The following is a 15,063-nucleotide window of genomic DNA, read 5'->3' as shown; positions in this document are numbered from 1 at the left end:
CTCCACACCCGAAGCCCTGCGCTGCCTCAAACGCCGCCTGGCCCGCGTCGTCTACGGCCACCTGCACACCGACCACAACAATCGTCAAAAGCCTTGCCAAGCGGCAGCGGCTTGACATAGGAGAAACGCGTGAACAGGCGGACTTTGACGTTGATCGTCGCGCTCGTGCCGATTCTGGTGTTCGGCGTGCTGGTGTCGGCGGTGACGGTGCCCTTCGTCTCCCTGGGTCCTGGGCCGACGTTCAACACGCTCGGAGAGTTCGACGGTAAGCCGGTCGTCGAGATCGAAGGCACCGATGTCTATCCGACCTCGGGGCACCTGAACATGACGACGGTGTCGCAGCGCGATCAGCTCAGGCTGGGCGAGGCGATGGCGCTGTGGCTGTCAGGCCGCGAACAACTCGTCCCACGTGACCTGGTCTACCCGCCGGACAAGACCCGCGAAGAGGTCGACGAGGCCAACACCACCGATTTCCGCAACTCCGAACGCAGCGCCGAGTACGCCGCACTGCATTTTCTGGAGTTCCCGATGGCGGTGACGGTGGAAAACGTCAACGATCCGGGCCCGTCGGCGGGAAAGCTGCGCGACGGTGACGCGATCGACGCCGTCAACGGCACGCCGGTGACCACACTCGAGGAGTTCCAGGCCCTCTTGAAGGACACCAAGCCCGGCGACACCGTGAAACTGGACTACCGCCGCAAGGACGCGCCGTCCGGCGTCGCCACCATCACGCTGGGCAAGCACCCCGATCGCGACCAAGGTCTCCTCGGCATCGGTGTGCTCGACGCGCCGTGGGCTCCGTTCTCGATCGACTTCAACCTCGAAAAGATCGGCGGCCCGTCGGCGGGCTTGATGTTCTCGCTGGCGGTGGTCGACAAGCTGACCACCGGCGACCTCAACGGCGGGAAGTTCGTCGCGGGCAGCGGCACCATCAGCGGAGACGGCGAGGTCGGCTCGATCGGCGGCATCACCCACAAGATGCTGAGCGCGCGCGAGGAGGGCGCCACCATCTTTCTGGTGCCCGCCGACAACTGCGAAGAAGCCAAGACCGCGCCGCAGGACGGTATGGAACTGGTCAAGGTCGACACCCTGTCGCAAGCCGTCGACGCGTTGAAGACCTTGTCCGCCGGTGGCGAACGCCCCCATTGTTAGGTCACCGGCGAAACGCCGTTGCGTAGAGTTGGGGCCACGTCGAGCACGACGTACAGGAACTGGACTGGAGTCAACGAGTGGGTATGCGGCCCGCGGCACGAATGCCGAAGCTGACACGACGTAGCCGAATTCTCATCGCGCTGGGAGCCGTGATCGTGCTCCTGTTGTTGATCGGCCCGCGGCTGATCGACACCTACGTCGACTGGCTGTGGTTCGGCGAACTCGGCTACCGCTCGGTCTTCACCACGGTGCTGTTCACCCAGATCCTGCTGTTCCTCGTCGTGTCGCTGGTGATCGGTTCGATCCTGTTCGCGGGGTTGGCGCTGGCCTACCGGACCCGGCCGGTGTTCGTGCCGACCAACGGCCCCAACGACCCTGTCGCGGCCTACCGCACCGCGGTGATGGCGCGGCTGCGCCTCGTCGGCTTCGGGGTCCCCGCGCTCATCGGCTTGTTCGTCGGGTTGTTCGCGCTGGGCCAGTGGGAGACCGTCCAGTTGTTCCTGCACGGCAACAGCTTCGGGATCACCGATCCGCAGTTCGGAAAGGATCTGGGTTTCTACGCCTTCGACCTGCCGTTCTACCGGATGGTCCTGAACTACCTGTTCGTCGCGACCTTCCTGGCCTTCATCGGAAACCTGTTGGGCCACTATCTGTTCGGTGGCATCCGGCTCTCGGGCCGCGCCGGTGCGTTGAGCCGCGCCGCGCGCATCCAGTTGATCACCCTGGTCGGCATCCTGATGCTGCTCAAGGCGATCGCGTACTGGATGGACCGCTACGAGCTGCTGAGCCACACCCGCGGCGGCAAGCCGTTCACCGGTGCGGGCTACACCGACATCAACGCGGTGCTGCCCGCCAAGCTGATCCTGATGGCGATCGCCGTGATCTGCGCGGCCGCGGTGTTCTCGGCGATCGTGCTGCGCGACCTGCGGATCCCGGCGATCGGCGTGGTGCTGTTGCTGCTCTCCTCGCTGGTTGTCGGCGCGGGCTGGCCACTCGTCGTCGAGCAGTTCAGCGTCAAACCGAATGCGGCGCAGAAGGAAAGCGAATACATCGGCCGAAGCATCTCGGCGACCAGACAGGCCTACGGGCTCACCGACGACGTGGTGAGCTATCGCGACTATCCGGGTAACGCCCCCGCGACCGCAGCCCAGGTGGCCGCTGACCGCGCCACGACGTCGAACATCCGCGTGCTCGACCCCAACATCGTCAGCCCGGCATTCACCCAGTTCCAGCAGGGCAAGAACTTCTACTACTTCCCCGACCAGCTGAACATGGACCGGTACCGGGATGAGGACGGCAACCTGCGCGACTATGTGGTCGCCGCGCGCGAACTCAATCCCGACCGGTTGATCGACAACCAGCGCGACTGGATCAACCGCCACTCGGTCTACACCCACGGCAACGGTTTCATCGCCTCGCCGGCCAACACCGTGCGCGGTGTGGCCAACGACCCCAACCAGAACGGCGGCTACCCGGAGTTCCTGGCCAGTGTGGTCGGCGCGAACGGTGAGGTGATCTCACCCGGACCCGCCCCGCTGGCCCAGCCCCGCATCTACTACGGCCCCGTCATCGCCAACACCCCGGCCGACTACGCCATCGTCGGGGAGAACGGTGCGCCGCGGGAGTACGACTATGAGAACAACGTCGAGACCCGCAACTACACCTACACCGGTGAGGGCGGCGTTCCGATCGGGAGCTGGCTGACGCGCAGCGTGTTCGCCGCGAAGTTCGCCGAGCGAAACTTCTTGTTCTCCAACGTGATCGGGGAGAACAGCAAGCTCCTGTTCAACCGCGACCCGGCCAAGCGGGTCGAGGCGGTGGCGCCGTGGCTGACCACCGACACCGCGGTCTACCCGGCCATCGTCAACGAGCGCATCGTCTGGATCGTCGATGGCTACACCACGCTGGACAACTACCCGTACTCGGAGTTGACGACCTTGTCCTCGGCCACCGTGGACTCCAACGAGGTGGCGCTGAACCGGCTGCAGCCCGACAAGCAGGTGTCCTACATCCGCAACTCGGTCAAGGCCACCGTCGACGCCTACGACGGCATGGTGTCGCTGTACGCGCAGGACGAAGACGATCCGGTGCTGCAGGCGTGGATGAAGGTGTTCCCGGGCACGGTCAAGCCCAAGAGCGAGATCTCCGATGAACTGCAGGAGCATCTGCGCTATCCGGAAGACCTGTTCAAGGTGCAGCGCGCACTGCTGGCGAAGTACCACGTCGACGACCCGATCACGTTCTTCTCGACGTCGGACTTCTGGGATGTTCCGCTGGATCCGAACCCGACCGCGAGCAGCTACCAGCCGCCGTATTACATCGTGGCCAAGGACCTTGCGGCCAACGACCGTGCGGCATCGTTCCAGTTGACCAGTGCGATGAACCGGTTCCGCCGCGACTTCCTGGCCGCGTTCATGAGTGCCAGTTCCGACCCGGACACATACGGCAAAATCACCGTGTTGACGATCCCGGGACAGGTCAACGGTCCCAAGCTGGCGTTCAACGCGATCAGCACGGATACCGCGGTGTCCCAAGACCTCGGTGTCATCGGCCGCGACAACCAGAACCGCATCCGGTGGGGCAACCTGCTGACGCTGCCGGTCGCCGAGGGTGGATTGCTGTATGTCGCACCGGTATACGCCTCACCCGGGGCCAGCGACGCCGCGTCGTCGTACCCGCGCCTGATCCGCGTGGCGATGATGTACAACGACAAGGTCGGCTACGGCCCGACGGTGCGCGACGCGCTCATCGAGTTGTTCGGGCCCGGCGCGGACGCCACGGCCACCGGCCCCGCGCCGATCGCGGGCACCGGCGGCGAGCAGCCCGCGGCGCAGCCACCGGCCGACGGTGAAGTTCCGACGGCTCGCCCGCCGGCCAACCAGCAGGGCCGGACGCCGCAGCCGCCGGCGGCGGCGGTGCCGCCGGGCGGGCCGGTCGAGCTGTCGGGTGCGAAAGCCGCTGCGCTGCAAGAGGTCAACACGGCGCTCGATGGGCTGCGCCAGGCACAGCAGGGCGGTAACTTCGCCGAGTTCGGCGAGGCGCTGCAACGCCTCGACGATGCGATGGAGAAATACCAGTCCGCGAACTGATGCACCAACAGCCGCGTGGGCCCACGCCAAGCCGCGAGCGTCCGTGTTTGCACCGCGACACGCCGACATAGTGCGTACATCTGCGGTCGCTCGCGGGGGGGCCAACGGCCATTCAATCGCAGGCGTGACGCGATTCACCACCATCGGTGACCGCGCGATTTGGAACTGCGCGAGCGCCTTCGGTAACGTTGCGTTCACCCGACGCGGGGTGGAGCAGCTCGGTAGCTCGCTGGGCTCATAACCCAGAGGTCGCAGGTTCGAATCCTGTCCCCGCTACTAGGTGGAACGGCCCTCGGAGGACACTCCGGGGGCCGTTCTCATTGGCTTCTCAATGGCTTCTCACTGGCTACGCCACCCCCGCAACCATCGGCCCGATGCTTGCCGCAGGAGAGCCCCGCACCGCACACTTCTCACGTGGACCCCACCGAAGGATGCTGCGATGGCGTTGGTCGTTGATCCGCTCGACGACATCGGGGTGATCCGCCTCTCCCGGTGGATCTTCAACTGCTACCTGATCCGTGGCGACCGCGGCGTTGTCGTGGTCGACGCGGGCATGCCCGGCAGCGCCGACGACGTCGCGGGCGTGCTGTCGGTCTACCGCGGCACCGTCGGCGCGGTCGCAGCCACCCACGGCCATAGCGACCACGTCGCCGGGGCGCCGCGACTGGCCGCCGAACACAGCGTGGCGCTACATCTTCCCGAGGTCACTCTCAGCTATCTGGACGGTACGCGGCAACCCCGCACCCCGGCGCTGAGCAAGATCGTCCAGATCTGGCCGACCCTGATCAGCCAGCCGATGGACCTGACCGGGCTGCGCGGCTTCGCCGACGGTCCGCGCATCGCCGGGTACGGCGGAAGCAAGGGGATGGTCGGTGACGCCCTTGGCGGGGCGCGACCGCTGGCAGACGGTCAGCCGCTGCCCGGCGCGCCGGGCTGGGAGGTGCTGCACGTGCCCGGCCACACCGACGACTCGACCGCGTTCTGGCATGCCGACAGTCGGACCCTGATCTCCGGCGACGCGGTGCTCAGCGCGGGCGGGCAAGCCTGGTTCACCCCCGAGACCGTCGACACCGCCACCGCGAAACGCAGCGAGCAGCGCATGCGCGCGCTGCCCGTCGAACACCTCCTGCCCGGCCACGGTCTGCCGGTGCACCGGGTCGACGTCTGGGCCGATACCCGCTGAAGCTGGCCTAGGAACGAAGCCTCCCACCCCGTAGGATCACCGCAAATTCCCGTAAGTTAGCTTAGGCGATATTTACTAGACGGAAAATCGCGAATTGAGCGGGTAAGTACTGCGAGGTTATCTATGAAATCGTTGGCTGCGACCTTTGCCGAGCGGTTGACCAGCTCCGATCACAGCCTCTACGTCTTCGACGACGGCACATGGACGCGCCACCCCTGGCCGGAAGTGCACGCCCGCGCGGAGAACGTCGCCGACTGGCTGCTCAACGAGGAAGTCGCCGCGCTCGGCCTGGCCAACGAGCCCACCGTCGAACTCATCGCGGCCATCCTCGGCGCCTTCCAGGCCGGCGTGCCGGTGACCATCGCGCCCGGCCCCGTCCGCGGCGCCGACGCCGACAAGTGGGCGCAATCCACGGTGGCCCGGTTCGCGGGCATGGGCGTCAGCCACGTGCTCAGCCGGGGGCGTCAGCTGGAGCAACTCGGCCTCGTGGACAGCGCTCCGATCGTCAAGGAACTGGATGCGGTCGCCCCGCTGACCCAATCGACGAACTTCCGGCGCTCCGACCGAGCCGCCGACATCGCGATCCTGCAGGGCACAGCAGGCTCCACAGGCGTGCCGCGCGCGGTGCAGCTGTCACCGGGCGCGGTGCTCGCCAACCTCGACGGTCTGAACACGCGGATCGGGGTCGGGCCGGGTGACGTCGGCTGTTCCTGGCTGCCGCTGTACCACGACATGGGTCTGAGCTTCGTGCTCGCCGGGGCGTTGGCCGGTATCGACGTGTGGCAGGCGCCGACCGCGGCGTTTCAGGCCTCGCCGTTTCGGTGGCTGAACTGGCTCACCGAGAGCCGCGCCACGATCACCGCTGCGCCGAACATGGCCTACGGCCTGATCGGGAAGTACTCGCGACGCGTCACCGACGTCGACCTTTCTGACCTGCGGTTCGCGCTCAACGGCGGCGAACCCGTCGACTGCGCGCTCACTGCGCGCTTCGCCGAGGAGATGGCCCGATTCGGATTCGACGCGGGCGCGCTCGCGCCCTCCTACGGCTTGGCCGAATCCACCTGTGCGGTAACGGTTCCCGAACCCGGTAGCGGGCTGATCGTCGACGACGCCGGTCATGCGCTGCTGGGCGAGCCGATACCCGGCATGGCGGTGCGCGTCGATGAGCGCAGGGACGGAAAGGTCGGCGAGATCCTGATCCGCGGTACCTCGATGATGTCGGGTTACCGCGGTGACGCACCGTTGCATCCCGACGACTGGTTCGCCACAGGCGATCTCGGCTACCTCGTCGACGGCAGCCTCGTGGTGTGCGGTCGTGCCAAGGAACTGATCACCGTCGCCGGCCGCAACATCTTCCCCGCAGAGGTCGAGCGGGTGGCCGCCGTTGCGTCCGGTGTGCGCGAGGGCGCCGTGGTGGCCATCGGGGTGGGGGAGCGGTCGATCCGTCCCGGTGTCGCGATCGTCGCCGAGTTCCGCGGACCCGACGAGGCGCGGTCGCGCGCCGACCTCATCGAGCGCGTCGCATCCGAATGCGGTGTGGTGCCCACCGAGGTCGTCTTCGTCAAACCCGGTACTCTGCCGCGAACCTCGTCGGGCAAGCTGCGCAGGCTCGAGGTGAAACGCGACCTGCTGCAGCAGCAGTGAGCTCGCCGACCACGTGACAGGATGACGCGCGTGGGTGAACGCGTCAGCTTCGCAAGCGCCAGTGGACCCGCACTGGCGGGCGTGATCGATCTTCCCGACGGTGACGTACGCGGCTGGGGCGTCTTCGCCCACGGGTTCACGCTCGGCAAGGACTCGCCGGCGGCCAGCCGGATCTGCAAGCAACTCGCCGCCGAGGGCATCGGCATGCTGCGGTTCGACAACCTCGGTCTTGGCGACTCGGAGGGCGACTGGAGCGACGGGTCGTTCTCGCACAAGGTCGCCGACACCGTGCGCGCCGTGGAGTTCATGAACGACGAGGGCCGCGAGGTGCGCCTGCTGGTCGGGCATTCCTTCGGCGGCTCGGCCGTCGTCGCCGCCGCCCACGACTGCCCGACGGTGAAGGCGGTCGCCACCATCGCGGCCCCCTACGAACCCGCCCACGTCGAACGGATTTACGACGCGGTCGTGGAGCGGATCGAGGAAGAGGGGGAGGCGCAGTTCCGCATCGGCGGCAAGGCGCTGACGCTGAAGCGGCACTTCGTCGAAGACGTCCGCAATGCCGACCTCCGCGAGCGCATCCACAACCTGCGCCGAGCCCTTCTGGTGATGCATTCGCCCACCGACAACACCGTCGGCATCGCCAACGCCAGCGAGATCTTCCAGTGCGCGCGACACCCGCGCAGCTTCGTCTCACTCGAAGGCGCCGATCACCTGCTCACCGAAAAGGATCAGGCAGCACGCGCGGCGCGGATCGTCAGCGCCTGGGCCGACCCTTACCTATAGTCACCGGACGGCGACGACGACCTTGCCCTTCGCCGAGCGATCCTCGAGCGCGGCGATCGCGTCGGCGGCCCGCTCTAATGGGAACACCTGCGGCTGCGGCGCCGACACCTTGCCCGACGCCAGAAGCGGTTCGAGTTCGGCCCACTGCTCGGCGAGGTAATTGGGATGAGTGAAAGTCCAAGCGCCCCAACCGACTCCGACCGCATCGACGTTGTTGAGCAGCAACCGGTTCACCTTGACGGTGGGAATCTCGCCGCCGGTGAAGCCGACGACGAGCAGCCGTCCACCCGGGGCAAGCGAGCGCAGCGAGTCGGTGAACCGATCCCCGCCGACCGGATCGACGACGATGTCCACACCGCGGCCCTCGGTCAGCTCCTTGACCTTGTCCTTGAATCCCTCGACCGGCACGACGTCCGTCGCGCCTGCCGCCGTGGCCACCGCACCCTTCTCCTCGGTGCTCACCACCGCGATCACCCGAGAGGCACCCCATGCCGGCGCCAACCGCAGCGTCGACGTGCCGATGCCGCCTGCGGCCCCGTGCACCAGCACGGTCTCGCCCTCGGCCAGCCGGCCGCGGGTACGCAACGCGTGGTGCATCGTGAGGTCGTTGAAGAGCAGGCCCGCACCGGCCTCGAAGGAGACGTTGTCGGGCAGCTTGAAGACGCGCTCGGCGGGCAGTGCGACGACCTCGGCCATCGCGCCGCACAGCATCGTCAACGCCGCGACGCGATCGCCGGCCTTCACATGTGCGCCGTCCGGCGCGCTGCGCACCACGCCGGCGACCTCACCGCCCGGCGTGTAGGGCATCTCCGGCTTGTACTGATAGAGCCCGCGCGACTGCAGCACATCGGGAAACGCGACCCCGGCCGCGTGCACTTCGATGACGACCGCGCCGTCGCCGTCCGGCTCGTCGACCTCGGCGAGTTTGGCGGCTTGTGGTCCGTCGAGGCTGGCAATCTGAATCGCGCGCATGCCCGCAATTTAACTCGACTCGACTGCCGGGCCCCCGCCGCGGCACCGATAGTCGCCAAAACGCGGCGGGGGGTGCCGCAGGAAGCGCACACTGTTAGATAAGCTCACTTATCCGGCAACGTTGCCGAGTTCGAACGGAGCGCACATGAGCAGTGGTCCCCGCAGCCGGTCGAGGGTTTCGGCCTTCGCCCCCGCTCAGTCCCTCCCGCCCGGACACGCCGTGGAGGTGCGCTCCAGGGATGGCATCCGCCTGCACGCCGAGGTCTTCGGCCGCGAGGACGGTTATCCGATCGTGTTGGCGCACGGCATCACCTGTGCGCTGCGGGTGTGGGCCCATCAGATCGCCGATCTGTCCCGGGACTACCGCGTGATTGCGTTCGACCACCGCGGCCACGGCCGCAGCGCGGTGCCGGTGCGCCGCGGCGCCTACAGCCTCGACCATCTGGCCGCCGACCTCGACTCCGTGCTGGATGCGACGCTGGCGCCCGGTGAACGGGCGGTCATCGCCGGCCATTCGATGGGTGGCATCGCCATCACCTCGTGGGCCGAGCGCTACGCCGAGCGGGTGACCGAACGCGCCGACGGCGTTGCGCTCATCAACACCACCACCGGCGACCTGCTGCGCAACGTCAAGTTGCTGCCCGTGCCCGCGCCGCTGGCCAACGTCCGCGTCCGCACCGCGGGGACCTTTCTGAAGACGTTCGGTGCGACGCCTCTGCCGCGCGCCATCTACGGACCGAATCAGCGCTTCGTCTCGATGCTGGCGGTCGGCCGCGACGCCGATCCCGCGATCGCCTCTTTCGTACATGAACTGTTCGCGGCGACCTCGCCGGTCGGCCGCGGCGGCTGGGCCCGCACGCTGGTCGACCATCTCGGACCGCAACACATCGGGCTGAACAACCTGGTCGTGCCGACGCTGGTGATCGGCAGCCGCAAGGACCGGCTGCTACCGCTGACGTCGTCTCGTCGGATCGCCGAGGTGGCGCCCAATCTGAGCGAGTTCGTCGAGTTGGCGGGCGGGCACTGCGCCATCCTGGAGCGTCCCGACGAGGTGAACATGCATCTGCGTGGCCTGATCGAGTCGGTGACCGCCGAACGCCGCGTCAGTTCCTGATCAACTACTCAGCGCGCGATGCACTTCGTCTGCGGCGCGCCTGCCGGACCGGACGGCGCCGTCCAGGAAACCCGTCCACGCGTCAGCGGTTTCGGTTCCCGCCCAATAGATCCCGTCGATCGGCTTGCGCAGCCACGGGCCGTATGTCGTCCACGAGCCGGGCGGAACGGCCGCCGTCGGCCCTCCCGGCGCGAAATCCTCTGCACCCCAACAGTGGTCGAGATAGTCGATCGGGTCCAGCGCGGCGTTGCCGAACAGCCCCGCGAACCCCGTAAGCGCCCGCTCCCGGCGCTGCTCTGCCGGTAGCGAGTCGAACGAGCGTGAGTCGACGAAACCCAGCAGGATGCCGGGTCCGCCCCCGTTGCCGGACCCATCGTCGGAGGGGCTGACGTCGAACGTGATGAACACCGGTCCTTCGTCGGAAAGCGCCTCTCCCGAAAGCCCTTTCGCGCGCCAGAACGGCTTCTCGTACGCGGCGTACGCCTTGCTCAGATTGCCCTGCGGCCAGTGCTGCGCCAGCTTGCCGTACTCGGCGGGCAGCTCGGGTGAGAATTCGATCGCCTGGCGGTGTTCGGGCGGGATGGCGACGACGACGGCCTTGGCGCGCACCGCACCCCGATCGGAGGTCACGGTGAGCGTGCCGTCGCTGTGGCGTTCGATGCTGCGCACCGCGGCGTCGAGTACGACGCGCGAGCCCAACTCCTCGGCCATCCGGATCGCGATCTGCTGGGTGCCGCCAGGGAACCGGCTCTGCTGGGCGCCGCCTTCGACGTCGAGCATGCGGTCGAGACCGCCTGCGGCCCTGACGTAGCGCACGGCGTGCAGCATCGACACCGCGTCGGGCTCACAACCCCAGGTCACCCGAGACATGATCGCCATCAGATCCCGCGTTCCGGCGCTCGCGTGCACCGACTTCAACCAGCCGTCGAGCGACAGAGAGTCCAGTGCGTGCGCGTGCGGGGCGGTCCACGGCGCCTCGACGGCCACCCGCCGACATGCGCGCTCGAAGCGCCACTGGATGCGCGACACGTCGAGCAGTTCGATGATCGACAGCCGGGGAATCGTGCTGCGATACGAGCGGACCCGCCCCCGCCACCGGATCAGGTTCTTACCACCGCTGAAGGTGGGCACCGTCTCACAGCCCAGTTCGGCAGCGAGTTCTTCGACGGCGTCCTGCGTGGGTCCGATGAAGGTACCGCCGAGGTCGACGGGCACGCCGGCGATCGTCGCCGTCGACGACCGCCCGCCGACCCGGTCGCGGCCTTCGAGGACGACGACGTCGTAGCCGAGCCGATCCAACTCGCGCGCCGCCGCCAAACCGGCGAATCCGGCGCCCACGACGACCGCGTCGGCACTGGCTTGGATGGTCACGCGATTAGGCTCTCACGCCGTGAAGGTCATGACAGCGTTGTTCGGTCCAACCGATGCGATCGAGCGGGCGCAAGCACTGCGCGACGCGGGGGCCAGCGGGGTGTTCACCTTCGAAGGACCCCACGACGTGTTCGCGCCGCTCACGTTGGCGTCGACGGTGGGCGGTCTGGACCTGATGACCAACGTCGCCATTGCGTTTCCGCGCAACCCGATTCAGCTCGCCCACCAGGCCTACGACCATCAGGTGCTGGCCGAGGGCCGCTTCACGCTGGGTCTCGGAACGCAGGTGCGCACGCAGGTCGAGAAGCGGTACGGCGCGGCGTTCGATCGCCCGGTCGCCCGCATGAAGGAGATGGTCGCCGCGCTGCGGGCGGTGTTCACCGCATGGGAGACCGGCGAACGTCTCGACTTTCGGGGCGAATACTTCCGGCACACGCTGATGACACCGACGTTCAACCCGGGCCCGAACCCGTATGGCCCTCCGCCGATCTATCTCGGCGCGCTCGGCCCGAAGCTGACCCGCGCCACCGCAGCGGTCGCCGATGGCCTGCTGGTCATGCCGTTCGGCTCGAAGCGATTCCTGCACGAGGCGACGATGCCCGAGGTGCGCGCAGGCCTGTCGGAGTCGGGGCGGTCCTTCGACGACTTCGCGCTGGTGCCCGAGATCATCGTGTCGGTCGGTACGCACGATGCCGACCACGACGCCGCGCGCCGGCTGTTGGCGTTCTACGGCTCCACTCCCGCCTACCGCCCGGTGCTCGACGTGCACGGCTGGGGCGAACTGCAGCCCGAGCTCAACGCGCTGTCCAAACAGGGCCGGTGGCAGGAGATGGGCACCCTGATCGACGACGAGATGCTGCACACCATCGCGGCGTGCGGCACCCCGGCCGAGATCGCCGCCCACATCCGCGACCGCGTCGGCGGGGTGTCCGACCGCGTCTGCCTCTACCAGCCCGGACCCATCGCGATCGATGCGTTGGCCGAGATCGTCGACGCACTGACAGGTTGACTCCTATGGTGGTACTCAGCGGGACCAAAGGAGGTTGCGGATGAGTGCCAATGGGCGCGAAGAGCGTGTTGACGACTACTCCGATGTGCTGATCATCGGGGCGGGCATCTCGGGGATCGGCGCGGCCTACCGCCTGCAGGAGAAGAACCCGCACACGTCCTACAAGGTGCTGGAGCGGCGGGCACGCATCGGCGGCACCTGGGATCTGCACCGCTATCCAGGCATCCGGTCCGACAGCGACATCTTCACGCTGAGCTACCCGTTCGAGCCGTGGACCCGGCCGGAGAACGTGGCCGACGGACCTGACATCCGCGAGTACCTGGTCCAGACCGCCCGCAAGCACGACATCGACGAACACATCCGGTTCAACACCCACGTGTTGTCGGCCGACTGGGACTCATCCACCGATACGTGGACGGTGCACACCGAACAGGACGGGACACCCAAGACGTACCGGAGTCGCTTCCTGTTCTTCGGCACCGGTTACTACAACTACGACGAGCCCTACCGTCCGGATTTCCCCGGCCTCGATGAGTTCAGCGGCGGCGTCGTGCACCCGCAGCATTGGCCGGAGTCGCTGGACTACAGCGGCAAACGCATCGTGGTCATCGGCAGCGGCGCGACCGCGGTGAGCATGATCCCGTCGCTGACCGAGAAGGCAGGCCACGTGACCATGCTGCAGCGCTCGCCCACCTACATGCTAAGCGGACCGCGGATCAACCCGATCGTGCAGGCGCTGCGCAAAGTGCTGCCCGGCCGGGCGGGTTACTGGGGTGCGCGCATCTACAACACCATCTTCACGGTGTTCATCTATGCTTTCGCCAAGGCGGCGCCCAAGCTCAGCAGGCGCTATATCCGCAACTACGCCAAACGCAATCTGCCCAAGGGCTATCCGGTCGACAAGCACTTCAAGCCGCGTTACGACCCGTGGGACCAACGGTTGTGCGCGATGCTCGACAACGACTTCTACGACGCGATCAACACGGGCCGCCTCGACGTGGTGACCGACCGGATCGACCACATCGATGCGTCCGGCGTCGTGCTGCGGTCCGGACAGCGGATCGACGCCGACGTGCTCATCACCGCGACCGGCATCCAATTGCAGGCGCTGGGCGGGGTTTTGATCAGCATCGACGGTGAGGAGGTCAAACCGCAGGACCGGTTCGTCTACAAGGAGCACATGCTCGAGGACGTGCCCAACCTGGCCTGGTGCGTCGGCTACATCAACGCGTCGTGGACATTGCGCGCCGACCTGACCGCTCGGGCTTTCGCAAAGCTGATCTCCTACATGGACTCTCACGGCTATACGCACGCATACCCGCATCTCGGGGACAAGCCCATGGCGGAAAAGCCCGCCTGGAACATCAACGCCGGCTACGTACAACGTGCGGGACATGTGCTGCCGAAGTCGGGCACGCACCGGCCGTGGAACGTCCGGCACAACTATGTGCTCGACGCGATCGACCACCGCCTCGACCGGATCGAGGAGTCAATGGTGTTCGGCCGCGCGCCGGTGCGGGTGACACCGGTCGCCTGAGCGCACAGGCTAGTTCGGCACCCTGACCGCCACACCGGCTGCCAGAAGCGTCGAGGCGGACAGTCCGAACGTCGACCTGAAGCGGTCGGACAGATGCGAGGGGCTGGCGAAACCGGTCTGCATCGCGGCGTCGGTGAGGTTCATGCCGTCGGCCACGGCTCGGCCCGCATCCAGTAACCGCAGCCACAGCCGGTAACGGCGGACGGTGGTGCCCAATTCGTCGCGGAACAGATGAAGGAACCGCGACTCCGAAAGACCTATCTCCACTGCTAGTTCGCGCGAGGAGACCGATCCGGCCGGATCCTCACGAATTCGGTTGGCAGCGCCCATGATACGCGGATCGATACGCCGGTCCGCTGCGGGTGCGGCCACGTCGAGCCAGTGGGACGCACCGTCGTCGTCGAGCGGCACGAACTGCAGGCGCTCCTCGTCGACGTGTCCGGCGCCGACTTCTCCGTTGCCTTCGCCGACCTTCGCGCGACAACTCTGGGCGCGGTCCGACATGGGCTCGAGGTAGCACGACACCAGACCGGTGCCGTGGCAGGTCAGTCGGTGCGTGAGCCGCGGCGGGATGAGCACGCTGCGTGCGTCGACGCGCTCGCGGTGTTGGCTCTCGACGGTGAGCGGTCCACCGATACCGACCGCCAGACACCACACCGAGCCGGAATGCGGCGCGAGCTTGAGGCTCGGTCCGGCGTACAGGGCCTGGCCGGGCCACAACCACACCGTCGGACAGCAGGTTTGTGGAAGCGCGTCAGCCGCGTATGCGGTCATGCTGGCCTCCTGGTCGATTGACGGGAGGCTACCGTGGCAGACGCGGTCGTGGCGATGATCGCCGTGTTCTTCGCCGGGATGGGGATCTATGCGCTCGCCGCACCCGAGGCGCTTGTCCGGCCGTTCGGCACTACGCTCGGCGGCGCCGCGGCGCGGGCGGAGGTGCGCGCGGTCTACGGGGGTTTTGGAGTGGCCGTCGCCGGTGTCCTGGCGTATGCGGTGGTCGACGACGGGGCACTGCGCACGGGTGCGGTGTTCACGGTCGGGGCCGCGCTGGCCGGAATGGCGTTCGGTCGCCTGGTGTCGGCGGTCGTCGACCGCCGAACGTCGTTCTACCCGAACTGGTTCTACTTCTTGGTCGAGGCGCTCGCCGCGGCCGCCCTCATGGTGATTTCGGTGCGCTACTGATCCCGCAGCGACGGTGAGCGCACCGAA

Annotated in this window: 12 protein-coding genes, 1 tRNA gene and 1 pseudogene; 11 read left to right on the top strand and 3 right to left on the bottom strand. The window is 67.4% G+C overall.

Features of this window, described 5'->3' with window-relative positions:
* The 7 genes and pseudogenes from CEX88_RS26430 to CEX88_RS23475 form a co-directional block, all read left to right on the top strand.
* A pseudogene (locus CEX88_RS26430) lies at nt 1-115 on the top strand (IS110 family transposase); the annotation flags it as partial.
* A 14-nt stretch (nt 116-129) separates the two neighbouring features.
* The gene (locus CEX88_RS23500) at nt 130-1,152 is read left to right on the top strand and encodes a YlbL family protein (protein ID WP_094295336.1); all 1,023 of its coding nucleotides are present in this window, start codon (nt 130-132) and stop codon (nt 1,150-1,152) included.
* Nucleotides 1,153-1,229: 77 nt separating this feature from the next.
* Nucleotides 1,230-4,241, top strand: coding sequence for a UPF0182 family protein (locus CEX88_RS23495; protein ID WP_094295335.1), 3,012 nt, complete (start codon nt 1,230-1,232; stop codon nt 4,239-4,241).
* Between the two features lie 202 nt (nt 4,242-4,443).
* Nucleotides 4,444-4,517, top strand: a tRNA-Met gene (locus tag CEX88_RS23490).
* Between the two features lie 163 nt (nt 4,518-4,680).
* Complete coding sequence (locus CEX88_RS23485; RefSeq protein WP_094295334.1) at nt 4,681-5,424, top strand: MBL fold metallo-hydrolase; 744 nt, start codon at nt 4,681-4,683, stop codon at nt 5,422-5,424.
* 123 nt (nt 5,425-5,547) lie between these two features.
* Complete coding sequence (mbtM, locus tag CEX88_RS23480; protein WP_094295333.1) at nt 5,548-7,068, top strand: long-chain-fatty acid--ACP ligase MbtM; 1,521 nt, start codon at nt 5,548-5,550, stop codon at nt 7,066-7,068.
* Nucleotides 7,069-7,098: 30 nt separating this feature from the next.
* Nucleotides 7,099-7,851 carry an alpha/beta hydrolase family protein gene (locus tag CEX88_RS23475; RefSeq protein ID WP_066850062.1) on the top strand — a complete coding sequence of 251 codons (753 nt, stop codon included), beginning with the start codon at nt 7,099-7,101 and terminating at the stop codon, nt 7,849-7,851.
* Here the strand turns inward: CEX88_RS23475 and CEX88_RS23470 are convergent, their stop codons facing one another.
* The gene (locus CEX88_RS23470) at nt 7,852-8,823 is read right to left on the bottom strand and encodes an NADPH:quinone oxidoreductase family protein (RefSeq protein WP_094295332.1); all 972 of its coding nucleotides are present in this window, start codon (nt 8,821-8,823) and stop codon (nt 7,852-7,854) included.
* A gap of 145 nt (nt 8,824-8,968) precedes the next feature.
* On the opposite strand from CEX88_RS23470, the gene CEX88_RS23465 reads away from it, so the two are divergent.
* A complete protein-coding gene (locus CEX88_RS23465; RefSeq protein ID WP_066850027.1) occupies nt 8,969-9,937 on the top strand; it encodes an alpha/beta fold hydrolase in 969 nt (322 codons plus the stop codon).
* On the opposite strand, the gene CEX88_RS23460 is transcribed toward CEX88_RS23465, so the two are convergent.
* Nucleotides 9,938-11,308 (bottom strand): flavin monoamine oxidase family protein, encoded by a 1,371-nt coding sequence (locus CEX88_RS23460; protein WP_066850024.1) that lies wholly within the window; start codon nt 11,306-11,308, stop codon nt 9,938-9,940. It lies immediately after the preceding gene.
* 28 nt (nt 11,309-11,336) lie between these two features.
* Between CEX88_RS23460 and CEX88_RS23455 the strand changes: the two genes are divergently transcribed.
* Both CEX88_RS23455 and CEX88_RS23450 read left to right on the top strand, forming a co-directional pair.
* Nucleotides 11,337-12,317: a TIGR03617 family F420-dependent LLM class oxidoreductase gene (locus CEX88_RS23455; RefSeq protein WP_202931625.1), complete on the top strand. Its 981-nt coding sequence runs from the start codon at nt 11,337-11,339 to the stop codon at nt 12,315-12,317.
* Nucleotides 12,318-12,357: 40 nt separating this feature from the next.
* Nucleotides 12,358-13,854: a flavin-containing monooxygenase gene (locus CEX88_RS23450; protein ID WP_066850018.1), complete on the top strand. Its 1,497-nt coding sequence runs from the start codon at nt 12,358-12,360 to the stop codon at nt 13,852-13,854.
* Nucleotides 13,855-13,863: 9 nt separating this feature from the next.
* Here CEX88_RS23450 and CEX88_RS23445 read toward each other — a convergent pair whose 3' ends face one another.
* Nucleotides 13,864-14,628 carry a helix-turn-helix domain-containing protein gene (locus tag CEX88_RS23445; RefSeq protein ID WP_094295330.1) on the bottom strand — a complete coding sequence of 255 codons (765 nt, stop codon included), beginning with the start codon at nt 14,626-14,628 and terminating at the stop codon, nt 13,864-13,866.
* 33 nt (nt 14,629-14,661) lie between these two features.
* Between CEX88_RS23445 and CEX88_RS23440 the strand changes: the two genes are divergently transcribed.
* Nucleotides 14,662-15,036, top strand: a complete 375-nt coding sequence (locus tag CEX88_RS23440) for a DUF4345 family protein (RefSeq protein WP_197696873.1) — start codon at nt 14,662-14,664, stop codon at nt 15,034-15,036.
* The last annotated feature ends 27 nt before the right edge of the window (nt 15,037-15,063 follow it).

The organism is Mycobacterium neumannii, from assembly GCF_002245615.1.
GTDB classification, from domain to species: domain Bacteria; phylum Actinomycetota; class Actinomycetes; order Mycobacteriales; family Mycobacteriaceae; genus Mycobacterium; species Mycobacterium neumannii_A.
Note: the sequence above shows the minus strand (reverse complement) of the source record. Positions and strands in the feature narration are given on the sequence as shown.

Bases quoted from the DNA above. Each gene is read 5' to 3' on its own strand.
- mbtM (WP_094295333.1), top strand. From the start codon at position 5,548: ATGAAATCGTTGGCTGCGACCTTTGCCGAGCGGTTGACCAGCTCCGAT.
- CEX88_RS23465 (WP_066850027.1), top strand. From the start codon at position 8,969: ATGAGCAGTGGTCCCCGCAGCCGGTCGAGGGTTTCGGCCTTCGCCCCC.
- CEX88_RS23450 (WP_066850018.1), top strand. From the start codon at position 12,358: ATGAGTGCCAATGGGCGCGAAGAGCGTGTTGACGACTACTCCGATGTG.
- CEX88_RS23455 (WP_202931625.1), top strand. From the start codon at position 11,337: ATGACAGCGTTGTTCGGTCCAACCGATGCGATCGAGCGGGCGCAAGCA.
- CEX88_RS23485 (WP_094295334.1), top strand. From the start codon at position 4,681: ATGGCGTTGGTCGTTGATCCGCTCGACGACATCGGGGTGATCCGCCTC.
- CEX88_RS23445 (WP_094295330.1), bottom strand. From the start codon at position 14,628: ATGACCGCATACGCGGCTGACGCGCTTCCACAAACCTGCTGTCCGACG.
- CEX88_RS23470 (WP_094295332.1), bottom strand. From the start codon at position 8,823: ATGCGCGCGATTCAGATTGCCAGCCTCGACGGACCACAAGCCGCCAAA.